Source organism: Corynebacterium sp. Marseille-P4321 (assembly GCF_903645305.1).
In the GTDB taxonomy this organism is placed as follows: domain Bacteria; phylum Actinomycetota; class Actinomycetes; order Mycobacteriales; family Mycobacteriaceae; genus Corynebacterium.
In genome coordinates, this window is the sequence record NZ_CAHJXO010000002.1 from 356,422 (window position 1) to 379,159 (window position 22,738).

Consider the following 22,738-nt stretch of genomic DNA (forward strand, 5'->3'; position numbering starts at 1 on the left):
ACCTGTGTTGCGTGTCACACAACGGCGCGCCACGGACGTGTTGCAGCGTGGCAGTATCCCGGCCGTGTCACATAGCTGCAACCCCTGCAGCGTGCCCTCAACGAGGACGCTCTGTGTCGTAGACATGTGCCTGCAATGCGTGTCTGTGTCTCTCTCTTAAAAGGTTTGGGTCGAAATACCGCAAAATTACGAAACACCGCCGAAATGTGACGTGTCTATGCAGGTCACAGCGTTATCGCGTGTCTCGTAGTTTTGTTCTTTTCGTTTGCGGAAATCACGAAACCGCAGGTAGAGCGTTTCGTAATTTTTTCGTATTTTGATCGGCAAATTACGAAACGAGGTCAAAACTACGAAACGAGCGCGCTACAGACGTGTCACAGGTCATAAAAAGGCGCGCCCCTTGCGTGTCACCGTGACGCAGCATCCCGGCCGTGTCACATAGCTACAACCCCTGCAGCGTGCCCTCAATGAGGACGGTCTATGTCGTAGACAGGTGCCCGTAATGTGTGTCTGTGTCTCTCCCTTAAAAGGTTTGGGTCGAAATGCCGCAAAATTACGAAACATCCCCGAAATGTGACGCGTCTGTGCAGGTCACAGCGTTATCGCGTGTTTCGTAATTTGGTTTTCCGATTTTCGTAGTTCTACGAAACCGCAGGTAGAGCGTTTCGTAATTTTTTCGTATTTTGATCGGCAAATTACGAAACGAGGTCAAAACTACGAAACGAGCACACTATAGACGTGTCACAGGTCACAAAAAGGCGCGCCCCTTGCGTGTCACCATGCCGCCACACAACAGCTGCCCCACCACAACACCCCAGCCGTGCCACGTGGCGTGTAGAAACGTGCTCGGTTCGATTCGTAAAGATTAGGTCGCAGGCTATTGTGCGCGACGCATAAGTTCCGTACGATGGCCCCCAGACCGTATGTGGCGTTTTAATTCGTTTTTGGTTTAGCCAGCCGCATACGGGGGATAACCCCGAGGATAATTCATAAAGAGACAGCCTCTCGACCGTGATAGGCGCGGTTCCTCCGACGAGATAGACCGGTCGGCAACGGCATTGCCAACCACAAAAGCGGTCAGGTAGGGAGTAAGCGCTCCCGTAAAGCGATGGGACGGCAGACCACCGTTCTAGCGAGTTGAGCACGGCACTCCAAGCCGCCTGAATAGCAAGCCGGTAAAGCACCCCGCTCCGGGACAGATCAATCTGCCCAGGAGCGTTTTTCTATGTCCGAAAAGGACACGACTACCGCCGTCGCGCCACGCTTTTACACGCTGCAGGAACTCGCCGATCTCGGCGTCGGCTCCGAGTCCACGTTGCGAAAAGCTATTAAAGAGGGCCGTCTTTCATTCCACCGTTTCGGCACCGCCTATCGGATTCGCCAAGACGATCTCGACGCCTACCTCGCGGCCGCACGCCGCCCTGCCCCGCAGCTATTCGACGGCTTCGTCGATGCCGTCGTGAATGCAGCGCCCCAACTGACAGATGAGCAGCGCCAGCAGCTCGTCACGGTGCTGGGCGGTGTGAAGCACTAATGCGGACAAACCCGCCTACGACGAGATCCCGCCGCTTAGCTCAGCTAGTCAGGCTGGGTCTTGAACTGAGTGCGAGGGCTGATGGGTGATGGCCGTGCTACTACACACGCGCGCTCCACCGTCGTGCCCCGAGTCCAAATAAACAGTTCATTCAACCAAGGAGAACAAACCATGTCTTTCAGAGACGATTACGCAGCAGCGCTGCGCAATGAGCAGCAAGCAAAAGATACCGTGAACGAGGCGCGCCGTGCACACAAAGCGACAAAGGAGCGCCTTGCGCAGTTGCGCAAGTACGCCGAAGAGTTCGAGGTGAATCTCGACGGTGACAAGTCCGCCAGCACCGAAGGGGACGGTGACAAGTCCGCCAGCACCGAAGGGGACAGCGATACACCTGAGAACGGTGACGGCGACACGCCTGAGAGCACCGAGGGCAGTAAGCCGAAGCGGCATCTAGAAGTTGTACCCGACTAACCCTTTAGCCGTACACGCAATCACCTCATGTGTGTACGGCCACGCGGCGTGACGACGTACAGCCGTCACGTTTGATGTCGCCACACACCCCGCTCGCAAGGGCGGGGTTTTCGCGTGTGTGCGGGTGGCTGCGGCACCGCTACACGTGACACTGTCACGATGCTTGCGCCGGTATCGGCGACGGGGCATATACACGTCTGCCCCGTCGCCTGGATCATCCGCCACATGGCTGGCGGTATGTCGCGCTGCTGTTATGCGCGGTTCTGGCCGGCATAGTCTTGTGTGGACGTCAGATATGCCGAAGACGGGGCCGTGGGTGCAGCAAAGACAGCAGCGTGGACAAAGCAGATTTCAGCAGCTGTGTTGCTGAAGTTGTGACCGCGACGGCAGATGACATGCGGCGCATGCCGCATCATGGACGCGTCGTGAGATACGCCAATATCCATCTCGGCAGGCTTGCCGTGATGGAGCGTTTCGTGATGACCCAAACACGACACATCGATGCTGACATATCCGAATGTATATCGACAAGATATATCGGATTGCCGGCAGTGTCGTTATGCGGAGCATGGGTCATCACACAACGTGCAGCGTCAGCTGCACTATTGGGCATCTTGACCGGAGCGTAAGCGGAGGGCAAGACAGCACCAGCCAGACCGAGCGAGCGAGGTCTGAGACTGGGGCTGTAAGGGGCGGCGCGCCAGCGCCGGGCACCGGGTTATGCGAGCGCCAGCGAGTAGTAACACCCGGTGCAGTGCCTCGGCTATGCCGAGCGCCGGAGCGCAGCGGAGGCGTCGCACCCCCTTATGCCCTTTTCCCCCTTCTACCCCTATAACGACAAACATATAGGGGTTTTGACACAGAAGGGGGCTGCGACCTGCGTGTTTCGGGTTGTGACACGGTCTTCGACCCTTACCCGAAACGGCCCGTTGATGCGCGAAGCGCACATGGTGCCTACGCAAAATCTGCAGGTCGCCACGCTGTGCGCACCACATGCGGCGTCAGCCGTTGTATGTCGGTCTTAAAGTAAGGGCCGATGACGGGTGGAAACGCCGCTTGCGGCGTGTTCCCGCGTCATCGCGCACGCCGTGTGCAACGTGAGCTTGCGAACGTGCCACGGCGTCGAACCGAACGGCAAGACCGACATTGTTTACGTGGTGCGCACAGCCACACCCTGCACTCTGGCACCGCCGCCAGGCGGTTATTGCAGGGTGTTCCAAATCCCGCAGCGAGCCATCCGCCGCAAGGCGGTGTTGATGCTGCTGCGGGTGATAACAACACGGGTCGAATAACACACTCCATATCGGCCCGTGCCATAAGCACAGTATCTGTGCAGACGCATCACGTTCGCGGCGGCCATATGCGCGCAAGCGCATGTAACGAGCACCGCCAGCGACGTGTGTTTCGCAGCGCGTCGCGCTGCAGCAGATCCAGCGGCAGCTGTTGATGCAAATGTGTAGCGCCGCGACTCGATTGGTTCATCTTTGTGGCAGCGGCTGTACGGCCCTGTGGCGGCCGTAGACGCCTCGGATGGACGGAGTGCGCGTGCAGAAGAACAGTTTCAAGACGTCGCTGTTCGTCGTGTATCTGCCGAAGTCGATGTGCAAGGAGATCCCCGACTACTACACCAGTGAGGTGGACGGGCGCGAAGTGAAACGTCCGCGCTATGTCGCCCGCGACTACGAGGAAGCAAAGCAGTACCTCGAAGAGTCAATGCGCTGGCTTGCAGAAAACTTCATCCCCGGCGGTATCGACGCAGTCGCTGGCGGTGATATGAACTTTGACGAATCAACGCCACACATCCAGTTCCAGGCGGATACGTTCTCACCGAAGCCCGAAGATCCCGACAAGCTCCGTTGCCGCCCCGGCATCGCGTACAACACTGACACCTCAGTGCGGTACACATCCGGCCCGAAGAAGGGCAAGCAGATCTCGGGTAACCAGAAGTTCATCGACGCGCAACGGGGCCTGCGCGAACACATGCACTCGCTCGGCTATCCGGTGGAACTAGAAGTCTCCGAACGTCATGACGAGTCACTCAACCTCGACCGCTACACCGAGCAACAAGACCGGGAGCGCGATCTCGCCAAGCGCGAGGATGATGTGGAAGTCAAGAAGCGATCCGTGCAGCGCGACATGGACGCAATTGATCGTGACCGCGAGCAGGCTGCTAAGGAACTTGAACAGGCGCAAGAAGCCCGCGAAGCAGCCCAGCGCGTACAGGAGAATGCTGAAGCACAGGCTCGCGAGGTTGCCGAGCGTGTGCTCAAGGAAGCACGCGAGAAGGCCGAGCAAGAAGCCGAAGAGATCCGCAGCGAAGCACGCAAGGATGCTGAGCAGGAGTTGGGCCTGGCCGAAGCGCAAGCAGACGAGCTGCTCGAACGAGCCGAAGAGACTGCGCGGGCCAAGGCGGGCGATATTACAGCCGCAGCTCGCAGCGAAGCAGAGACGATCACTCGCAAGACCGACGAGGCCCGTAAGCAGGATGAGCGCGACGCCGAGACGATCCGCAGCAAAGCACGAGATGAGGCCACGAGCATCCGCGACGAGGCCACACGCGACGCTGCAGTAACGCGCAAGGATGCCCGCGATGAGGCTGATCAGATCCGCCGCAACGCGCACACGGACGCCGAAGATGAAGCCGCCATCATCATCGAAGAAGCGGTGAAGTCAGGACAACAGTTGGAGCACTTGGATAAGAAGTTCCTGGTGCAAGAACTGCATCGCAGCCCAGAGTTGCTTGAGCGTTACACGCTGTTCAGGCAGTCGCAGACCTCAGGCAAGAAGGGCGGGGCGCAGCAGCGTGCACGCGAGCGCATCGAGAAGCGCCGCCAGCAGCAACAGCAGCGTGATCGTGATGGCGGTATGGAGTTGTAGCACTGCTCTCCCCTGCCCTGTACGGCCTTCTGCGGGCCTAACAGGGGGCCGTCGGCGTCGTAGGTCATTGGCGGCGGGTAAACGGCTGATATTCAGCGAAAATCGAAGAAATCTCGGCTAGGCGGGGCCGGTGTCACTACGTTGCGCAGTGAATTGGCCTGTTGAGTGGCGGAGATAGTGCGCAGCACGTCGGTGTGTACGACGGGGCATGTGCTGCGCAGAAGAGATGTCCGTAGAAGGGCCGACAGAATGTCGTTGTCATTCTGTTGCGTAGTAAAGGTGTCAATAGGATGACAAACCACTTCACTGCCCAATTCACATGTCATTAAAGTGACAGGGCATTTGATGAGGGTGTCAGGAAGTTTGTGTGTGAGGCTCTGATCTGAAGGAGTTTCACCGATAATGACTACGGTGTCACCGAAGAAAGGCCATGACCCGGCGAGGGTCAACGAGATCAGCGAGAAGCTGATGGATAACCCCGAGCTCGCAAAGCTCATCGGGGAGCTGTCTACCTCCACCGACGACGCCAGCGAGCTGGTCAAGGGGCTTTTGCAGGCGTCGATCAACGCCGGCCTGCAGGCGGAGATGGATGCCCATTTGGGCTACGAACACTCCGACCGCAAAGCGAAAGCCCAGGTAACAGATTCTGGTGGCGGCAACCACCGCAACGGGTCGTACACCAAGACCGTCGATTCCGGCTACGGCCCAATCGAAGTGACCATGCCGAGAGACCGGGCGGGAACGTTTCGCCCGCAGATGGTGCCCAAAGGCGCGCGCAGGCTCACTGAACTCGATGACATGATCATCTCGCTGTACGCCGGCGGGATGACGGTGCGTGATATCCAGCACCACCTTGCAACCACCCTGGGTGTGGATATGAGCCCGGATACCATCAGTACGATCACCGACGCGGTACTCGATGAGGTGATGCTGTGGCAACACCGCCAGTTGGACGAGTTTTACCCCGTGATCTTCCTCGACGCGCTGCGCGTGAAAATCCGTGATGGCCACCGCGTGGTCAACAAGTCTTGCTACATGGCTGTCGGTGTGGACATGGACGGCATCAAGCACATCCTGGGATTGTGGATCGCCGATAACGAAGGTGCCGCATTCTGGGCATCAGTCTGCGCGGATCTGGCCAACCGTGGCGTCCAGGACGTGTTCATCGTGTGCTGCGACGGGCTTAAGGGTTTGCCCGATGCGGTGGAAGCGACCTGGCCGAATTCGATGGTGCAGACCTGCATCGTGCACCTGATTCGAGCTGCGAACCGGTGGGTGTCGTATCAGGACCGCAAAGGTGTCTCCCGTGCGCTACGTGAGGTCTACACGGCCGCCAACGAGGACACCGCCCGTGCCGCCTTGGACGCGTTCGAAGCATCTGAGCTTGGGCGGCGCTACCCCCAGTCGGTGAAGGTGTGGCGCGACGCGTGGGATCGGTTTGTGCCGTTTCTGCAGTTCCCGCCGGCAGCCCGCCGGGTGCTCTACACCACGAATTCGATCGAATCACTGAACGCTGAACTGCGTAAAGCCACCCGCAACCGCGGGCAGTTCCCGAACGACACCGCGGCGTTGAAAACGCTGTGGCTGATGATCTGCAACATCGAGGACAAGCGCGCTGCCCAGCGGGCGAAGAAGGCGAAGCGGGATATCGAATGCAACGGCTATATTGAAGGGGCGAAAGCCATAGGCTGGAAACAAGCCATCAACCAACTAGCCGTGGCCTACCCAGACCGATTCGCGGACTACTTGTAAACCAAGCCCCCGCACACAAAGAATCGGACACCCTCCATTTGATTGCGCAGTAAACGTGTCGATGAAATGGGTGCCCAATACACAGTGCAACCTACGTGTTAATGAAATGTCACAGACACTACATAGTGCAGTGAGTTGCGCAGCAGAAACGCCAGTAAAAGCACCGCACCACTGCACCGTAAAACTGCACAAGTGATTCGCAGCAAATTGGCGTGTGAAATGGTTGAAAAAATAACCCCGCAGGTTTCCCTGCGGGGTTTCGTAGTTAGAACGGTACTTCTTCGCCCTCAGCGCCAGCCAGGGCGGCGGTCGCCGCCTCGCCTCCGCGACGGGCAGCGCGAGCAGCGGACTCCTTCTTGGAATCGATCAGCTGCACCGTGTCGATGCGCGCCACCAGCGGGTACTGCTTCACACCGTCCTTGTCGGTGTAGACGTCGGTCTTGAGCGAGTAGCTCACCGCAACGCGATCGCCGGAGCCGATGCAGCCGAACACACCGGGGTTCGCGGCGTCCTGGACGTAGCCGGTCAGCTCCACGATCTCGCTTTCCACCTTGCCGGTGGACTTGTTCTTGAAGGTGTTGCGCGCATAGACGCTGAGCTTCACCGTCGCGCCGCCGTTTGCGTGCTCGAACAGCTTGGGTGCGCGAGCTGCGTTGCCGACGATGGTGCCGTTGTTGAAGGGGTTGGACATGATGGTTCTCCTTACGTGAGTGGGTGTGATTTGCCGTGCAATTTGGGTACTTAAGCAGCGGCTTTGCCGCTGCGGGGGTTGAGCTGTCGTTACAGCACTGCCCAGGGCAGCGGCGTGCCTGCCGCCTCTAGGTCGCGCAGTTCTTGCGCTGCGCCCGGATCGGCGTCCTCGCCGTCGATGCCGTCGGCGAGCTGGTAGAGCAGTTCCAGGTCGGTGTGGATGAAGTCGCGCACCAGGTGCCTCCTTGTTCGGATTGATGGTCAATCCGTCTGTTGGAGACAGCTCTGCTGTCTAGGGGGGTTCTCCCCCGCCCCGCTAGGTGTGCATCTCTGCAGGCCACGGCCCCGCGAGAAAAAGAAACCCCGTTGCATCGCTGCAACGGGGTAGATGGTGCTACTCGGCAAACAAGATCGTGCGAGTCTTCTCGGCGCCCTCGCGGACAAGCTCGACCATCCGCTCGCCCTGGCCGATGTCGGTCAGCTTTGCGACCAACGACGGGAAGTTTTCGTCTGGTCCGATCTCGGTGGCTCGCTGCGCAGCCACGCCAGCTAGTCCCGGCTGGCCGGTGGCGTGGGCGAGCACGGCAACAGTGGCGGTGAGCTGGGCGCGCATCCCCGGCCAGCTGGTCGGGACAGCGCGCATAACCTTCTCTATGAACGCAAGGCCCGCCTGCGGGTCATCGAGCAGTGCCGCAAGCAGCGTGTCTCGCAAGCGCGGCGTGGTGAAGCATTTCAGCGCCGATCGAACAGCGCGAGTGCTCGGCTGGGTGATCCCTGCCGCCGCCTGCTCATACTCACGCTGCAGCATGTCTGAGAACATGGGCGGGACGTAGGCCAGCGCGTCTTCAATAATGTCGGCGTGCTCGGCGGCGTCGATGCCGTGATCGGTGCTGTTCAACCGTGCCTCAATGTCGTCTTTGCTCGGCTCCGGCAGCTCGCCGGTGTGCTCTAGCATCTGCCGCAGCGCCGCCGATGCGGCGACCTCGCCGACAACGCCGTGGCGCGGCTCGTCGATGAGCGGATGCTGATACACAGACCACCACGCAGCCCCGGTAACGATCTCAGGCACCTGCACCACCCCGAGCAGCGGCGGTAGGTGCACTGCCCCGCTGGCGAGGTACGTGGCCGTTTCGTCAAAGATCGGTTGTGCAATGTCGTCGCTGATCATGTACGCGATAACAGCGTCGAGTTCGAGGTGGTGGACCCACGCTGCGAACCGCTCGCGGCTCTCGGTGAGCTTTGCAACAGCTTCGTCCAGGTCGAACCGTGCGACCGGGCCGAGGCGGATGGTGTCGACACCCTCGTCGTCGACGAAGAACGCGAGGATCAGCGAGTTGTTCGGGTAGAAGCCGAGGATGCCGGGGAGGTTCGCGAGGATCTCGCCGTGGGATGCAAGCGTGTGGGAATGAGTGGACATGGCAGTGCTCCTTTGCACGAATACGGGGTGTACGTGGTCAATCCCGTATTCGGCCCGGCTCTGCCGGTCGCAGGCGTATCCCAGCAGTGCAGCACTCATGTGCGCCGAGCGTCGCTAGCGCAGCCTGGTGCTCGGCTTGCCGGGTGCGGGCGCTAGCGACGCAGCCTGTGCCTAAGCGTCGGCTTCGATGCGCTTGAGAGCGCGATAGATCGTCGGCCGCGAGACGTTGAAGGTGCGCGCTACAGCGCTGACGGACTTACCGCCCTCGATAAGCTCCTTTGCCATCTGCGCCTGCTCAGTCAGCTACGCTGACCCAAGCAGCATAGCTAACCCCCGACGTGTCTACTTTCCGGGGGTCAGGCCCGTGCTCGACAACTCCAGCGGACTCAACGCCCACGCCAGCGTCGCGGACCATGCGGCCGGGTACCGGAAGGTGGCCAAGGCCGCGGGCATCGCGATTTAATCCCGCGCAGAGCCGGAGACTGTGACCTGGCGATCATTGATGCGCAAGGTGCTGTCAGCGGCAGCAATAACTGCGGCATCGTGCGTGGCGGCCAGAACGAGTGCGCCCCCGTCCGCAGCTCGCCGCAGGAGCGCGATAACTTGGTCGCGGTTAGTGGGGTCGAGGGAGGCGGTCGGCTCGTCAGCGAACACATAAGCCGCGCCGCGGAGCAGGGCTCGGGCGATCGCCAGCCGCTGCTGCTCGCCTCCGCTGAGAATAGCTGCCGGCCCGTCGAAGGGGACATCAAGACCGACTTCGCCGAGGGAGTGCAGCAATTCTTCTTTGGAGTATTGCTTCCTGGATAGCCCGAGGGTGAGGTTATCTTCGCAGCTTAGTTCGGGAATGATTCCGTGGTCTTGGTGGATTATCGCTGCGCGTTCTCGCCAGAACCTCCGCCTCCGCTTCATCCTCCACGCGGAGGCATTCTCACCGTCTATCCGGAGGAGGCCGTCCGCCGGCGGCAGGAGCCCGGCCAAGGTGTTGAGCAGCAAAGTCTTTCCGGAACCGCTGGCTCCACAGATGGCGACAAAGCCTGGCCCGGGTAGGGAAAACGTTGCATTTTCCACGAGGGACTTCTTCACCATCCGCGTGCTGCGCCCCACAGAAAAAGTCGACTCCGCGGCGAGACAGAGATGAGAGGTGGAAATCTCCGGCGGCAGAGTGGGGGGCTGATTGGGGCTAGCCAATGACATTGTGACTCCTAGGGGAGGCGGACATGTGCTGAGAAATACTGAGACGGACAAAACCGAGGTAGACGATTAAGACAAGGCAGCTTAGCGCGGTGAAGGTGTAGAGGAACGGGTTGGGAAGCAGTAGCGGAGCCAGGACGGACAATATGACGACAACTGTCAGGCTGACCAGTTGGCTTTTGAATAGTCGCCACATCGTTTTGTCCGGTGATTGCCCAGCGCTGTGGAGGAGTACCAGGAGGCGACGGTGAACTCGGAGCTGGATGCGCGCCTGGACTATCAAGGCCGCAAGCGTGGCGAGCAAAGCTCCGAGGGCGCTCAGGATACTCAGCCAGAACAGCGCCGTGCTGGCTACTAGTTCGGCCAGACCGCGATCGGCGGCGCGTACCGGGTAGACGTAGCCTTCGAGGCCGGCAGCGGTAAGTTCTGGACCCAGTTCCGAGAAATCCGCGAAGAGCAAATTTTCACTCGAAGCTGTGGAGCTTAGGAAGTCTGCGTCGAAGCCGGATAGATCGTCCGTTTCAAGCACGTAAAAACAATCGCCGGGAACCAGTTCCCCCGACATTGTTCCACTAATGAATCCGACCGCATGATCGGCACTGACCGGACCAATTTGCGCAGATTTAAGGAGCAGGTCGCCGGATTCCTGAGCCCACAGATCCACGGAAGCTGCGAAATGCTCTTGGGCTGCGGAATAGTCGACCGAGTGGTTGTCGTCTCCGGGACGGAACTGATAATCCTGCAGATCGTGCCATTGGCGGTTAGCAAGTGCCACGGGGCAGGAGTCCGGCACACCGGTACCTTCTTTCGGCAAAGTATGGCTGAGGACAGCCCCGTGCTCCCGTTCCCAGCTGAGCGCGAAGTCGCGGAAGTTCTGCTGCAGACTGGGCGGCAAGAGCTCGCCTCCTTCCACGCGGCCAGCAGGGCCGTCGAAGTTGGCTGAAAAATGCAAGGCTCCAAACTCCGCGAGAGATTTCCAGGTCTGCTGGGCCTCGGATTCCTGCTGGTAGGAGCGGAGCGCAGCCGCTGAGCTAAGACCCGCTGCTACAAAGGTCACGCAGGTAAAGACCGAAATTACTTTCAGCGCTTTTCCCGCCGCCTTCTCTGCGGGGGCACGCTGCCCCAGCAGCGCTACTGCGCGGCGCAACAATGGGGCGGTGACGGCTACGGCCAAACCGGTGGTAGCCAGGGCCAAGCCTATCCCGGCGGCGTAGAACCTGAGGAACAGGAGGGCAAAAGAATAGCTCCCTTGGCGGGCGAGGAATGTACTCGCAAGGCCAATGAGAACTAGGTGCGGGAGGATGACAAAGGTCCATTGCCGCCAATTGCCTTTTTGACTGCGGTGCCCGCCATTTATTGTGCGCAGCGCTGCCAATCTAAGACCGGAAACCCGAAGAACAAATACCAGGGCAAAAAGGGAAACGACAAATAGAAACAGGATCGCCACCAACGCGGGCAGGCGGAATACGACCGATTGGATGAGGTGAAGGAACTGCGTCTTTTCGCTTAGCCTGAGCCCGTCATTCCTGGCCGATTCGTAGAAGTGGTTCGCATTGCCACCCGTTGCTTTGGGAACCAAGACGTAGTCACCGTGGTAATCCAGCGACCCAAGCTCACTGGCCGCTTGGCTCAAGGCATCCGGCCGGTTGAGCCGGGGAATGCGTTCCGGTGCTGGATAATTTTGCTCCAGCGGGATGAAAACCTCGTGGGAAGTCCCGCTTGCGTCATCGGTGCCAGTCAGCCGGTAGATGAAGTAGCCGTTCTGCTCGGCCAATGAAACCAGTGAGTTACGGATTACCGTCGGTGCGTAGTCTGACTCAAGTTCCTCCGCGAGTGAAGTCTTAGGCTCGACGTAGTCAAGACTAAAGGTTGATTCGACCCCTAAGGACAAGGGCTTGGTGGAGTCAACCAGGGCTGTCAGCAGCCACCCAGTAGTCGCGATGACTGCAGCAAGAAGTAGGCTCAAAAGCCCAAGTACTAGGGGTCGAATGCGCATGAGTTCTAGCAGAAGTTGTAGTAGTAGCTATGCACGACGTCCCAGCCGCGTTGCTCGGCGAGGGCTTCGCAGTCCTGACGCTGCCGGTCGATGGCGAGGCCGTCCATGGCAGCATCTAACGAGATACGGAGGTAAATAGCAGCGCGTGTAGTCATACGCTATTCATAGCGCATTTAGGTTACATTGAAACGAAACTCCACGACGTCGCCGTCCACCATCACGTAGTCTTTGCCCTCCTGGCGCACCTTGCCGTGGGCGCGAGCCTCAGCCATGGAGCCGAGCTGGTCGAGGTCGTCGAACGCGACGATCTCCGCCTTGATGAAGCCCTTCTCGAAGTCGGTGTGAATCACGCCTGCGGCCTTCGGGGCGGTGTCGCCCTTGCGGATCGTCCACGCGCGCGCCTCCTTCGGCCCCGCGGTGAGGTAGGTCTGTAGCCCGAGGGTGTCGAAACCGGCTTTGGCCAGCGTCTGCAGTCCCGGCTCGTCCTGTCCGACGGCGGCGAGGAGTTCGGCCGCGTCCTCGTCGTCAAGCTCAAGCAGCTCCGTCTCCGTCTGCGCGTCGAGGAAGACCGCCTCGGCGGGGGCGACGAGCTCGCGCAGCTCCTGCTTCTTCGCCTCGTCGGTGAGCACCGCCTCGTCGGAGTTGAAGACGTAGAGGAAGGGCTTCGCCGTCATGAGGTGCAGGTGGTGCAGCAGCGGCAGGTCAATATCGCCGGTTTTGGAAGCGGCGAAGAGGGTGCGGCCGTCCTCGAGCACCGCCTGGGCCTTCTTGGCTTCCTCGGCCTGGGCGGCGATGTCCTTGTCCTTGCGGCCGTCCTTCTCCAGGCGCGGCAAGGCCTTCTCAATAGTCTGCAGGTCGGCGAGGATGAGCTCGGTGTTAATCACGTCAATGTCGCTCGAGGGGTTGACCTGGCCGTCGACGTGGATCACGTTGTCGTCGCTGAAAGCGCGCACCACCTGGCAGATCGCGTCCGCCTCACGGATGTTGGCCAGAAAGGCGTTACCCATGCCCTCGCCCTCGGACGCACCCTTGACAATGCCGGCGATGTCCACGAAGGACACCGTCGCGGGCAGCACACGCTCCGAGTCGAAGATCTCCGCCAGCCGGTCCAAGCGCGGATCCGGCAGCTCAACCAGGCCCACGTTGGGCTCGATGGTGGCGAAGGGGTAGTTGGCCGCAAGCACCTCGTTGCGCGTCAGCGCGTTAAACAGGGTGGATTTACCAACGTTGGGCAGACCGACAATTCCAAGAGTAAGGCTCACCTCGACCATGCTAGTGCACGCCCGGTAGGCGTCGTCGCAAAGCACCATGCGATGGTGCACAATGGTGCGTGTGAGCGAGACCCAAACCGACACCCACGGCGGCGCGAAGCAGGCCGAAAACTTAAGAGATGACCGCGTGGACCGCAGCGTGGTGTTCGGCGAATGGATCTCTTCCACCGCGAAGTTCACGCTGCAGATGATTGTCATCGCAGTGTTTTTGTACGTGCTGGCGAAGATCATCGGCGCGTTCTGGGCGGGCATCTTGCCGATGACGCTGGCGCTGATCGTGTGCACGGTGCTCTCCCCCATCTCCACCTCGATGCGTCGCGCTGGCCTGCCCTCTGGCCTCGCCGCGTTCTTCACGCTGTTGATATTCGTTGGCGCGCTGGCGGCGCTGGCCATGCTCATCGCTCCCGACATCATTGGCCAGTCCCGCCTGCTCTATCTGCAGGCCCTCGAAGGCGTGCAGCGAATCCAACTGTGGCTGCAGGGCCCGCCACTGAACGTGGACCCGGACAACATCAACACCGCGGTCAATGAAATCGCGCAGTGGATCCAAAACCAGGCGGGCGCCATCGCTGGCGGCGTGTTCTCAGGCATCGGCACCGCGGCCGGCCTGACGGTGACCCTCATGGTGATCTTGGTGGTCACGTTCTTCTTCCTCAAAGACGGCCACCGGTTCCTGCCGTGGCTGCGCTCCGCCACGGGTGGGCGCACCGGCCTGCACGCCACTGAGCTGCTTACCCGCTCGTGGAACACGCTGTCGGGCTACATCCGCGCGCAGGCAGTCGTTTCGCTTATCGACGCTGTCTTTATCGGCGTGGGCATCTCCATCGTCGGCGTGCCGATGGCGTTCACGCTGGCAGTGATCACTTTCGTGGCTGGCTTCATCCCGATCGTCGGTGCCGTGGTCGCCGGCGCGTTGGCAGTGTTGGTCGCCCTGGTGTCGCTGGGCTTTACCGAGGCGCTCATCGTGCTGGCCATCGTCATTGCGGTGCAGCAGCTCGAGGGCAACATCCTCTCCCCGATGCTGCAGTCGCGCGCCATGAATCTCCACCCGGTGATTGTGCTGGTTTCCGTGACCATCGGCGGCGGCCTGTTCGGTCTCGTGGGCGCCTTCCTTGCCGTGCCGGTCGCGGCGATGGTGGCGGTGGCGTACCGCTACCTGCTGGATATGCTGCGCATCAACTCCGGCGAGATGGGGGCGGACGACATCACTTTCGTCACCCCGGAGGGCCAGCTCATCGCTGAGATCGACGAGCAAGAGAGCGTGCACAAGCGTCAGGAGTGGCGTGGGGAGCGCGAGTGGGCGAAGGAACCCGTCACGGACAATGAGCAGGACGAGCGATCGCAGCGCCCGCTCGGCTCGACGAGCTGGAAGCGCATTAAAGAAGCTGGCGAGAGGCTACGCAAGTCCCGCACTATCGAACATCCTTCCGAACCAAGGGAGTAGCGCGTCGGGCCGTGTGCCAGACTGCAGTGCATGTCGACAGCCACTGCCCTACTTTTCCTCATCACCGGCCTTGTGCTGGGCCTTGCGTGCGGGTTCCTCCTCGGCGCCACGCGCCACCCGCCTGAGCCAGCGCCGGATTTCAAGCCGGTCGCCCGCGCGCTGCGGGACATGCGCGACGAGCTGGACGCCATCAGCAAGCAGCAGGCGCTCACCTCGAACAATCTCGCAGGACAGGTACAGGCAATCGGGCGCACCTCGGCCCGCCTACAGGACCGCACGGACCAGCTCATCACCGCGCTGCGCTCGCCGCAGACCCGGGGCCGCTGGGGCGAGGTGCAGCTCGAGCGCGTCGTCGAGCTCGGCGGAATGTTGGAGCATGTGGATTTCGAGGTGCAGGAGCATGTGCTTATCGACGGCTCCGCGGTGCGCCCCGACATGGTCATCCGCCTCACCCAGGATCGCCGCGTGGTGGTGGACGCCAAGGTCCCCTTCGGCGCGTACCTCGACGCGCTGAACACCGACGACCCGGAGGAGCGGCAGGCGTATCTGAACCGGCACGTCAACCTGCTGCGGCACCACGTGGACACGTTGTCGTCGAAGCGCTACCTAGAGGCGTTTCAACCCACCCCTGAGTTCGTGGTGCTCTTCGTGCCGGCCGACCCGTTCCTGGACGCGGCGCTAGCCGTAGACCCGGAGCTTTTGGAGTACGCCTTCGCCCGCGGCGTAGCCATCACCACCCCAACCACCCTGTTTGCCCTGCTGCGCACCGTCGCCCTCGGGTGGCGCCAGGAATCGCTGGCGCAGTCAGCGCAGGAGATCCAGCGGCTGGGGTCGGAGTTGCACCACCGACTGTCAACCATGGCGGAGCACTACAACCGAGTGGGCACCTCCCTGGAGAAGGCCGTCGAAGCGTACAACGCCACGCTCGCCTCGATGGATTCGCGCGTCATGGTCACCGCTCGCAAGCTGGAGCAGGCGCAGGTGCCGGCCTCATCGAAGGCGGCGCCGGAGTTACACCATGTCTCAGCGAGGGCGCGGCGCTTCGACGGGTAAACTAACGCAGCGTGTCTACCCAGTCGTACCGGAACCAGCCCAGCCCGAACGCTACCTTTCTCGGGCTGCCAACCGCGTCCGGCATCGGCATCATCTTCGCGGCGCTGTTCACCGGCGCGCTGATTTCACTGTCCGCCGGGGCCATCTCCTGGCCGCTGCTCGCCTTGTACGCGGTAGCCGTGATTGCCGTGACCACGCTGGTGAACCCGAAGGGGCTGTTCCTCACCGTCACCTCGGCTCCCCTGCTGTTCGTGGTGGCGCTGGTGGCCACGGGGTATCTCATGTCGCTGGATGAAATCTCGAGGGGCGGGTTTTCGTCGAAAACCGCACTGCTCTTCCTCGGCTACCCGGTGGCGCAGTTCTTTCCCCTGCTGTTTAGCGTCACGGTGGGTTCACTGCTCATCGCGGTGCTTCGCATCTGGCTGATCGAGCGGCGCAACGCATCCATCCGCAAGTACGAATCGGCGGAGCGCAGCCAGCGCCAAGCCAGCAACCAACGCACGAACACGCAGGGTCGCAGGGCGCGCGAACGCGCCAAGTCGGTACCGGTGCAGGAGCTGCTGGAGCGCGCCAACTCCGAGCGCACGCGGCAGACCTCGAAGCAGAGCCGGGGCACCACCCGCGTGGTTGAGCGCCTCGGCGACGACCTGTACCGCGGCTAGGAACGCCTGTTAGCGCTTCGGCACGCGCAGGTCGCGCGGCAGCGCAAACGTAATTGTCTCCACCGTGGTGGTGACCTGTTCAACGTCCGCGTACCCGCGCTCGGCGAGATAGTCGAGCACCTCGCGCACCAAAATGTCCGGCACCGAAGCGCCCGAGGTCACGCCGATGGTGGTCACTCCGTCGAGCCACGCGTCGTCGATCTGCGAGGGGTAGTCCACCAGGTGCGCGGCCCCCGCGCCTGCGTCGAGTGCCACCTCCACCAAGCGCTTCGAGTTCGACGAGTTCTGGGAGCCGACTACGATGACCAGATCGCAGCGCGGCGCGATTTCCTTAACCGCGGCCTGGCGGTTCTGGGTGGCGTAGCAAATGTCGTCGCTCGGCGGGTTCTCCAGGTTGGGGTACCGCTCGTGCAGGACGTTGACGATCTCCATGGTCTCGTCGACCGAGAGCGTCGTCTGGGACAGCCACACCAGCTTTTGGTCCTCCGGGAAGTCCGGCAACCGCTTCACCCCGTCGATGCCGTCCACCAGGTGGGTCACCTCGGGTGCCTCGCCCGCGGTGCCCTCGACCTCCTCGTGGCCCTCGTGTCCGACCAGCAGGATGTGGTAGCCGTCGCGGGCGAAGCGCTTCGCCTCGTTGTGCACCTTGGTCACCAGCGGGCAGGACGCGTCGAGGGTGAGCAGGTTGCGCTGGGCGGCGGACTCGCGCACGGCCGGAGACACGCCGTGGGCGGAGAACACGAGGTGGGAGCCCTCGGGCACCTCATCGGTCTCGTCGACGAAGATTACGCCGCGTTGTTCCAGCGTTTCCACGACGTACTTGTTGTGCACGATCTCTTTGCGCACGTAAACGGGGGCACCGTACTTCTCCAGAGCCTTCTCAACGGTCTCCACTGCGCGGTCCACCCCGGCGCAGTAACCGCGGGGGGATGCGAGCAGCACGTTTTTTCCCTGATTTGGCATGGAACCAACACTAACGAATCAACGTCAAAAACATAAGGCGGCCCGCGTCGGGCCGCGATGTAGTCTAAGCCAAGCGCAACAAGCGGAAAGGAGCGTGCTGTGGCGGAATCGAAAAGTAGCCCGGAGGCGCCGTGGTCGGTGGCGCAGCTCAACGCCTCGGTGCGGGGGTGGGTGGAACGGCTGGGGTGGTTGTGGATTGAGGGGCAACTGACCCAAATCAACACGAAGCCGACGTGGAAGTTGTCGTACCTCACGCTGCGGGACACGCAGAAGGACGTCTCGGTGGGTCTCACCGCGGATACCTCGCTGCTCATGGGCATGACTGCCCCGCTCAAAGACGGCGACCGCGTGGTGGTGTTCGGCAAACCCTCGTTCTACGAGGGGCGCGGGTCGTTCTCCATGCGCGTCACCGAGATCCGGCACGTCGGTGCGGGCGAGCTGTTGGCGCGCATCGAGCAGCTGCGTCGCACGCTCGCTTCGGAGGGGTTGTTCGCGGCAGAGCGGAAGAAACCACTGCCCTACTTGCCGAAGAAGGTGGGGTTGATCACCGGCCGCGGCTCGGCCGCCGAACGCGACGTGGTGACGGTGGCGCAGGGACGCTGGCCCGCGGTGCAGTTCGAGATCATCAACACCCCGGTCCAGGGCCCCACCACGGTGCCAGCGGTCATTGAGGCGCTCGGCCAGCTAGACGCAAACCCGGACGTGGACGTGATCATCATCGCCCGCGGCGGCGGGTCGGTCGAAGACCTCCTGCCGTTTTCGGAGGAAGCGCTGCAGCGCGCCGTCGCCGCCGCCAATACCCCGGTCATTTCCGCCATCGGGCACGAGCCGGACAACCCGGTGCTGGACAATGTCGCCGACGTGCGCGCCGCCACCCCCACCGATGCAGCGAAGCGCGTCGTTCCGGATGTGGCGCAGGAGCGGTTGCTTATCGACGAAGCACGTGCCCGCTCAGCCGCCGCCCTCCGCGCCTGGGTGCGCCGAGAGCGGGAAGGCCTTGAGTCCCTCCGGTCCCGCCCCGCGGTGGCGGACCCGATGCTGCCCATCACGCGGCGCCGCGAGGAGGTTCAGCGCGCCCAGATGTTGATCCGGCGCGACATATCTCACGTTTTGCAGTCCGAAACCCAGCGGGTTACGGCGCTGCGGGCCCAGGTGTCCGCGCTCGGGCCGTCGGCTACCTTGGCCCGCGGTTACTCAGTAGTGCAGGTGCTGCCGCGCGATGGCAGCGAGCCAGAGGTGGTGACCACCATCGCCCAGTCCCCACCCGGCGCCCAGCTCCGCATCCGCGTCGGCGACGGCTCGATTACCGCCGCATCCATGGCGGCCACCCCAGCAGACTAGAGAACCCATCAATAAAAGAGGAGAAAGATCATGGCAGAAAACACCTTCGGCTCGGGCGCAGTGCAGGAAAACGCCTTCCCGGACCCGGAAACGCTCACCTACGAACAGGCGCGCGACGAACTCGTGGAAACCGTGAAGATCCTTGAGCTGGGCCAGATGAGCCTGGACGAGTCCCTGAAGTACTGGGAGCGCGGCGAGGCGCTGGCGAAGCGGTGCGAGGTGCTTCTCGACGGAGCCTCGAAGCGCGTCGAAGATGCAATTAGTTCGCGTCAGGTTGCTGGGGAGCAAGCGGAGCCGTCGATAAGCTCTCCGCAATAATCTCCTCGAACTCGCGGTCCTCGCCCGCGCCTGTGAGCAGGAAGCGGGCATCGCCCGCGTCGACGAGCCAGATGTCGCGCTCGTCCGGCGCGGCGTACACCTCGGCCTGCGCGCCGGCGACCTCCACGGTGCGCGCTAGCTCCCGGGCCTGGCCGCCGGATGCCGCAAGCGCCTCATCGGGCGCAGCGCCGGTCTGGGTGAGCTGGATGAAGCCGCCATCGGGGGTGATCCAGCCCACCACCGGCGCAGGCTGCTGGGCGATCATGGCGCGGCGAGCAGAGTTGGTGATCCAGCCCTCCGGCATCTGCGGGTAGCGCACCGGGAAATCCACGCCGCGGGCCTCCAAGTCGAGGAAGGTTTCCGCGTCTACCTCCTGCACCGGGCCCTGCTCCGGCGCGCCTGGGTTGTAGGTGCACAGGCCGGTCGCGCCGACAGCGACGATCATGAGCACGGCGATAAGCGCCGCGTTGATCATCATGTCGCGACCGTCTTGGAAGATGCGGGGTTTACTCTCGTTGGCCACGGGCTTCAGTATGTCACGGGCTCCCGCGCGCCTAGCAATCCCCTCAAAAAGGTGGGCAACGTCGCCAAATCCGGACACGGAGGTGCCACAATGGAGGGGCACTGCGCGTCGCGCGCTTACCCCCGATGAGGAAGGTCTCTTCCATGGCTGAACTTGAAATGTTTCCGGATCGCAACCTGGCAATGGAGCTGGTGCGAGTCACCGAGGCGGCGGCGCTCGCATCCGGCCGCTGGGTGGGCCGCGGCAAGAAGAACGAGGGCGACGGTGCCGCCGTCGACGCGATGCGCAAGATGATTAACTCCGTGAACATGGACGGTGTCATCGTCATCGGCGAGGGCGAAAAAGACGAAGCCCCGATGCTGTACAACGGCGAGAACGTGGGCAACGGGCAGGGCGCCGCGGTAGACCTTGCGGTCGACCCGGTCGACGGCACGCGTCTTATGGCCGAGGGCCGCCCGAACGCGATCTCCGTGATCGCGGCCGCCGACCGCGGCTCGATGTTCGATCCGAAGGACGCGTTCTACATGAACAAGATCGCGGTTGGCCCGGAGGCGAAGGGCGCCATCGACATCCGTGCTTCGGTGGCGGAGAACATCAACGCCGTCGCCAAAGCCAAGGGCATCCGCTCCGACGAGGTCACCGTGGTGGTGCTGGACCGCCCGCGCCACGCTCAGCTGGTCAAGGACATCCGCGCCGCCGGCGCGAAAGTCCGCTTCATCATGGACGGTGACGTCGCCGGCGCGATCGCCGCAGCGCAGAACACCAACTCCATCGACCTGGCCATGGGCATCGGCGGAACCCCGGAGGGCGTGATCACCGCGTGCGCCATGAAGTGCCTCGGCGGCGAGATCCAAGGCATGCTCGCCCCGCAGACGCACGAGGAGAAGGACGCGGTCCTCGCCGCGGGCCACGACCTAGAGAAGGTTATCGGCCTCGACGACCTGGTGTCTTCGGACAACTGCTACTTTGCCGCCACCGGTGTGACCAACGGCGACATGCTGCGCGGGGTTTCCTACCGCAAGTCCGGCGCGACGACGCGCTCGCTTGTCATGCGCTCCAAGTCCGGCACCGTGCGTTTCGTGGAGTCCCAGCACCAGCTGGCAAAGCTGCAGGAGTACTCCGTGGTGGATTACTCGGAGCCAACCGAATCGAAGTAAACACTTCCCGGTTGTCCGAGCAATATCGGCTCCTCAGCATCGGGCAATCGGGCATAATCGCAAGATGTAAGTGTCTACCACAACGGCAAACAGCAAAGGATGATCATGGCTGATCAGGAATACCGTATTGAACACGACACAATGGGCGAAGTGAAGGTGCCGAAGGACGCACTGTGGCGCGCGCAGACCCAGCGTGCGGTGGAGAACTTCCCCATCTCCGGCCGCGGCCTTGAGTCCCAGCAGATCCGCGCGCTCGGCCTGCTGAAGGCCGCCTGCGCACAGGTGAACAAGGACTTGGGCAACCTCGACGCAGAGAAGGCTGACGCCATCATTGCGGCCGCGAAGGAGATCGCGGACGGCAAGCACGACGACCAGTTCCCCATCGACGTATTCCAGACGGGTTCCGGCACCTCGTCGAACATGAACACCAACGAGGTCATCGCGTCGATCTGCAAGGCGAACGGCGTCGAGGTGCACCCGAACGACCATGTGAACATGGGCCAGTCCTCGAACGACACCTTCCCCACCGCCACCCACATCGCGGCGACGGAGGCGGCGGTCGAGGTGCTCATCCCGGCGTTGGAGGTGCTGCACGCTTCCCTGGATAAGAAGGCGAACGAGTGGCACGAGGTGGTCAAGTCCGGCCGCACCCACCTGATGGACGCCACCCCGGTCACCCTGGGCCAGGAGTTTTCCGGCTACGCCCGCCAGATTGAGCTGGGCATCGAGCGCGTGAAGAACACCCTCGAGCACCTTGGCGAGTTGGCTATCGGCGGCACCGCGGTGGGCACCGGCATCAACACCCCGGCTGAGTTCGGCGGGAAGGTGACCGAGGAGCTGGTGAAGCTCACCGGCGTTGAGCAGCTGTCCGAGGCGAAGAACCACTTCGAGGCGCAGGCCAACCGCGACGGTCTGGTCGAGTTCTCCGGCGCGATGCGCTCCGTGGCGGTCTCGCTGTACAAGATCGCCAACGACATCCGCCTGATGGGCTCCGGCCCGCTGGCTGGCATCGGCGAGATCCACCTGCCGGACCTGCAGCCGGGCTCCTCGATCATGCCGGGCAAGGTCAACCCGGTGCTGTGCGAGACTGCGACGCAGGTTTCCGCGCAGGTCATCGGCAACGACGCGGCGGTCGCGTTCGCGGGCACTCAGGGCCAGTTCGAGCTGAACGTGTTCATCCCTGTGATGGCGCGCAACGTGCTCGAGTCCGCTCGCCTGCTGGCTAACACCTCGCGCCAGTTCGCCACCCGCCTCGTGGACGGCATCGAGCCGAACGAGGAGCGCATGCGCACGCTGGCTGAGTCTTCCCCGTCGATCGTGACCCCGCTGAACTCGGCGATCGGTTACGAGAACGCGGCGAAGATTGCGAAGCACGCGGTGAAGGAGGGCATCACCATCCGCCAGGCCACGATTGATCTGGGCTTTGTGGACGGCGAGCAGCTCACCGAGGAGGAGCTGGACAAGCGCCTCGACGTGCTCGCGATGGCGAACACGGACCGCAACTAATTAGCGGCTAAGATCCCCAGCAACGTCTACTTGCTGGGGATTTTTCATGCCTGATTCTTTCTCCGAGCTGCGCGGCGCGGGCGGCTCGAACAAACCGTGGATCGCCGCGGGTGTCTCGGCGCTGGCGGTCGCGCTCGTCCTCATCGCGCTCGCCGGCGCGTATTGGTCCGCGCGGCCCGAGCCGGAAAGCAGCATTCCGGCCACGGTCACGGTCACGGCACTGCCGCCGGAGCAGTTGCTTATCGACGATGCCCTGGCCGGCACCTACACCGGCACCCTTGTCAGCTTGGACGAGCAGGCGAAGACACCCGCGTGGCCGGCTGTGGCGACGTTCGGGGGCGGCACCGCGTCGATCACGTATCCGCAAAGCGGGTGCACTGCGCTCATCGACGGCGAGGGCTTCGCCACCGCCCTGACAAAGCGTTGCCCGGCACCGGGTGGTGAGGGACGCTGGCGCGTCGATAAGCAAGTGCCCGGAATCGTGCACCTGACCTACTCCGAGGGTGGAAAAGACCTGGTTGAAGGCGAGCTTTCCCTCGGCTTGCCTTAAAATGCACCGGGTGTAATATTGC

22 protein-coding genes are annotated in these 22,738 nt (G+C 62.4%); 12 read left to right on the forward strand and 10 right to left on the reverse strand.

What is annotated here, in order from left to right; genetic code table 11:
• Positions 1–1,225 precede the first annotated feature (1,225 nt).
• From HWX32_RS06965 to HWX32_RS06980, 4 genes are all read left to right on the forward strand, one after another.
• Entirely contained in the window at positions 1,226–1,534 is a 309-nt protein-coding gene (locus HWX32_RS06965; RefSeq protein WP_024058948.1) for a helix-turn-helix domain-containing protein, read from the forward strand.
• Between the two features lie 171 nt (positions 1,535–1,705).
• Complete coding sequence (locus HWX32_RS06970; RefSeq protein WP_175935301.1) at positions 1,706–2,005, forward strand: hypothetical protein; 300 nt, start codon at positions 1,706–1,708, stop codon at positions 2,003–2,005.
• Between the two features lie 1,545 nt (positions 2,006–3,550).
• Positions 3,551–4,882, forward strand: a complete 1,332-nt coding sequence (locus HWX32_RS06975) for an ATP synthase F0 sector subunit B (protein ID WP_024058951.1) — start codon at positions 3,551–3,553, stop codon at positions 4,880–4,882.
• A gap of 402 nt (positions 4,883–5,284) precedes the next feature.
• Positions 5,285–6,634: an IS256 family transposase gene (locus HWX32_RS06980; RefSeq protein WP_175935302.1), complete on the forward strand. Its 1,350-nt coding sequence runs from the start codon at positions 5,285–5,287 to the stop codon at positions 6,632–6,634.
• A gap of 265 nt (positions 6,635–6,899) precedes the next feature.
• On the opposite strand, the gene HWX32_RS06985 is transcribed toward HWX32_RS06980, so the two are convergent.
• The 8 genes from HWX32_RS06985 to ychF all read right to left on the reverse strand — a co-directional run bounded on the left by HWX32_RS06985 (position 6,900) and on the right by ychF (position 13,190).
• On the reverse strand, positions 6,900–7,325 hold the full coding sequence (locus tag HWX32_RS06985) for a single-stranded DNA-binding protein (protein WP_016456430.1): 426 nt from the start codon (positions 7,323–7,325) through the stop codon (positions 6,900–6,902).
• Between the two features lie 89 nt (positions 7,326–7,414).
• Positions 7,415–7,558, reverse strand: a complete 144-nt coding sequence (locus HWX32_RS06990) for a hypothetical protein (RefSeq protein WP_005291046.1) — start codon at positions 7,556–7,558, stop codon at positions 7,415–7,417.
• 160 nt (positions 7,559–7,718) lie between these two features.
• Complete coding sequence (locus HWX32_RS06995) at positions 7,719–8,741, reverse strand: DUF4192 domain-containing protein (RefSeq protein ID WP_175935303.1); 1,023 nt, start codon at positions 8,739–8,741, stop codon at positions 7,719–7,721.
• Between the two features lie 171 nt (positions 8,742–8,912).
• The gene (locus HWX32_RS07000) at positions 8,913–9,026 is read right to left on the reverse strand and encodes a helix-turn-helix domain-containing protein (protein WP_175935304.1); all 114 of its coding nucleotides are present in this window, start codon (positions 9,024–9,026) and stop codon (positions 8,913–8,915) included.
• A 174-nt stretch (positions 9,027–9,200) separates the two neighbouring features.
• Complete coding sequence (locus HWX32_RS07005) at positions 9,201–9,935, reverse strand: ATP-binding cassette domain-containing protein (protein WP_175935305.1); 735 nt, start codon at positions 9,933–9,935, stop codon at positions 9,201–9,203.
• Positions 9,922–11,706 (reverse strand): hypothetical protein, encoded by a 1,785-nt coding sequence (locus tag HWX32_RS07010; protein ID WP_254868325.1) that lies wholly within the window; start codon positions 11,704–11,706, stop codon positions 9,922–9,924. The genes HWX32_RS07005 and HWX32_RS07010 overlap by 14 nt, the downstream gene beginning before the upstream one ends.
• A 227-nt stretch (positions 11,707–11,933) precedes the next feature.
• Complete coding sequence (locus HWX32_RS07015; RefSeq protein ID WP_175935056.1) at positions 11,934–12,083, reverse strand: recombinase family protein; 150 nt, start codon at positions 12,081–12,083, stop codon at positions 11,934–11,936.
• Positions 12,084–12,101: 18 nt separating this feature from the next.
• Complete coding sequence (gene ychF / locus HWX32_RS07020) at positions 12,102–13,190, reverse strand: redox-regulated ATPase YchF (RefSeq protein ID WP_075467220.1); 1,089 nt, start codon at positions 13,188–13,190, stop codon at positions 12,102–12,104.
• Between the two features lie 70 nt (positions 13,191–13,260).
• Between ychF and HWX32_RS07025 the strand changes: the two genes are divergently transcribed.
• The 3 genes from HWX32_RS07025 to HWX32_RS07035 are packed head-to-tail and all read left to right on the forward strand — an operon-like array spanning position 13,261 to position 16,358.
• Complete coding sequence (locus tag HWX32_RS07025; protein ID WP_254868326.1) at positions 13,261–14,643, forward strand: AI-2E family transporter; 1,383 nt, start codon at positions 13,261–13,263, stop codon at positions 14,641–14,643.
• Between the two features lie 30 nt (positions 14,644–14,673).
• Positions 14,674–15,696: a DNA recombination protein RmuC gene (locus HWX32_RS07030; protein WP_175935308.1), complete on the forward strand. Its 1,023-nt coding sequence runs from the start codon at positions 14,674–14,676 to the stop codon at positions 15,694–15,696.
• An 11-nt stretch (positions 15,697–15,707) separates the two neighbouring features.
• On the forward strand, positions 15,708–16,358 hold the full coding sequence (locus HWX32_RS07035; protein WP_175935309.1) for a DUF6542 domain-containing protein: 651 nt from the start codon (positions 15,708–15,710) through the stop codon (positions 16,356–16,358).
• A gap of 9 nt (positions 16,359–16,367) precedes the next feature.
• Here the strand turns inward: HWX32_RS07035 and HWX32_RS07040 are convergent, their stop codons facing one another.
• On the reverse strand, positions 16,368–17,321 hold the full coding sequence (locus HWX32_RS07040; RefSeq protein WP_075467178.1) for a 4-hydroxy-3-methylbut-2-enyl diphosphate reductase: 954 nt from the start codon (positions 17,319–17,321) through the stop codon (positions 16,368–16,370).
• Between the two features lie 99 nt (positions 17,322–17,420).
• On the opposite strand from HWX32_RS07040, the gene xseA reads away from it, so the two are divergent.
• Together xseA and HWX32_RS07050 are read left to right on the forward strand one after the other, a co-directional pair.
• Positions 17,421–18,662 carry an exodeoxyribonuclease VII large subunit gene (xseA, locus tag HWX32_RS07045; RefSeq protein WP_175935310.1) on the forward strand — a complete coding sequence of 414 codons (1,242 nt, stop codon included), beginning with the start codon at positions 17,421–17,423 and terminating at the stop codon, positions 18,660–18,662.
• 30 nt (positions 18,663–18,692) lie between these two features.
• On the forward strand, positions 18,693–18,980 hold the full coding sequence (locus HWX32_RS07050) for an exodeoxyribonuclease VII small subunit (RefSeq protein ID WP_175935311.1): 288 nt from the start codon (positions 18,693–18,695) through the stop codon (positions 18,978–18,980).
• Here the strand turns inward: HWX32_RS07050 and HWX32_RS07055 are convergent.
• Complete coding sequence (locus HWX32_RS07055) at positions 18,922–19,503, reverse strand: DUF4245 domain-containing protein (RefSeq protein ID WP_175935312.1); 582 nt, start codon at positions 19,501–19,503, stop codon at positions 18,922–18,924. The two genes, HWX32_RS07050 and HWX32_RS07055, sit on opposite strands and share 59 nt — an antisense overlap.
• 143 nt (positions 19,504–19,646) lie before the next feature.
• Between HWX32_RS07055 and glpX the strand changes: the two genes are divergently transcribed.
• The 3 genes from glpX to HWX32_RS07070 all read left to right on the forward strand — a co-directional run bounded on the left by glpX (position 19,647) and on the right by HWX32_RS07070 (position 22,716).
• A complete protein-coding gene (gene glpX / locus HWX32_RS07060) occupies positions 19,647–20,660 on the forward strand; it encodes a class II fructose-bisphosphatase (RefSeq protein ID WP_075467167.1) in 1,014 nt (337 codons plus the stop codon).
• Between the two features lie 105 nt (positions 20,661–20,765).
• Positions 20,766–22,166, forward strand: a complete 1,401-nt coding sequence (locus HWX32_RS07065) for a class II fumarate hydratase (RefSeq protein ID WP_175935313.1) — start codon at positions 20,766–20,768, stop codon at positions 22,164–22,166.
• A gap of 46 nt (positions 22,167–22,212) precedes the next feature.
• Positions 22,213–22,716 (forward strand): hypothetical protein, encoded by a 504-nt coding sequence (locus HWX32_RS07070; protein WP_175935314.1) that lies wholly within the window; start codon positions 22,213–22,215, stop codon positions 22,714–22,716.
• Positions 22,717–22,738: the final 22 nt, after the last annotated feature.

What these genes read in the sequence shown, in the direction of transcription:
- HWX32_RS06965 (WP_024058948.1), top strand. Translation starts at nt 1,226, where the DNA reads ATGTCCGAAAAGGACACGACTACCGCCGTCGCGCCACGCTTTTACACG.
- HWX32_RS06970 (WP_175935301.1), top strand. Translation starts at nt 1,706, where the DNA reads ATGTCTTTCAGAGACGATTACGCAGCAGCGCTGCGCAATGAGCAGCAA.
- HWX32_RS06980 (WP_175935302.1), top strand. Translation starts at nt 5,285, where the DNA reads ATGACTACGGTGTCACCGAAGAAAGGCCATGACCCGGCGAGGGTCAAC.
- HWX32_RS06985 (WP_016456430.1), bottom strand. Translation starts at nt 7,325, where the DNA reads ATGTCCAACCCCTTCAACAACGGCACCATCGTCGGCAACGCAGCTCGC.
- HWX32_RS06995 (WP_175935303.1), bottom strand. Translation starts at nt 8,741, where the DNA reads ATGTCCACTCATTCCCACACGCTTGCATCCCACGGCGAGATCCTCGCG.
- HWX32_RS07000 (WP_175935304.1), bottom strand. Translation starts at nt 9,026, where the DNA reads ATGGCAAAGGAGCTTATCGAGGGCGGTAAGTCCGTCAGCGCTGTAGCG.
- HWX32_RS07005 (WP_175935305.1), bottom strand. Translation starts at nt 9,935, where the DNA reads ATGTCATTGGCTAGCCCCAATCAGCCCCCCACTCTGCCGCCGGAGATT.
- HWX32_RS07015 (WP_175935056.1), bottom strand. Translation starts at nt 12,083, where the DNA reads ATGACTACACGCGCTGCTATTTACCTCCGTATCTCGTTAGATGCTGCC.
- HWX32_RS07030 (WP_175935308.1), top strand. Translation starts at nt 14,674, where the DNA reads ATGTCGACAGCCACTGCCCTACTTTTCCTCATCACCGGCCTTGTGCTG.
- HWX32_RS07040 (WP_075467178.1), bottom strand. Translation starts at nt 17,321, where the DNA reads ATGCCAAATCAGGGAAAAAACGTGCTGCTCGCATCCCCCCGCGGTTAC.
- HWX32_RS07050 (WP_175935311.1), top strand. Translation starts at nt 18,693, where the DNA reads ATGGCAGAAAACACCTTCGGCTCGGGCGCAGTGCAGGAAAACGCCTTC.
- glpX (WP_075467167.1), top strand. Translation starts at nt 19,647, where the DNA reads ATGGCTGAACTTGAAATGTTTCCGGATCGCAACCTGGCAATGGAGCTG.
- HWX32_RS07065 (WP_175935313.1), top strand. Translation starts at nt 20,766, where the DNA reads ATGGCTGATCAGGAATACCGTATTGAACACGACACAATGGGCGAAGTG.
- HWX32_RS07070 (WP_175935314.1), top strand. Translation starts at nt 22,213, where the DNA reads ATGCCTGATTCTTTCTCCGAGCTGCGCGGCGCGGGCGGCTCGAACAAA.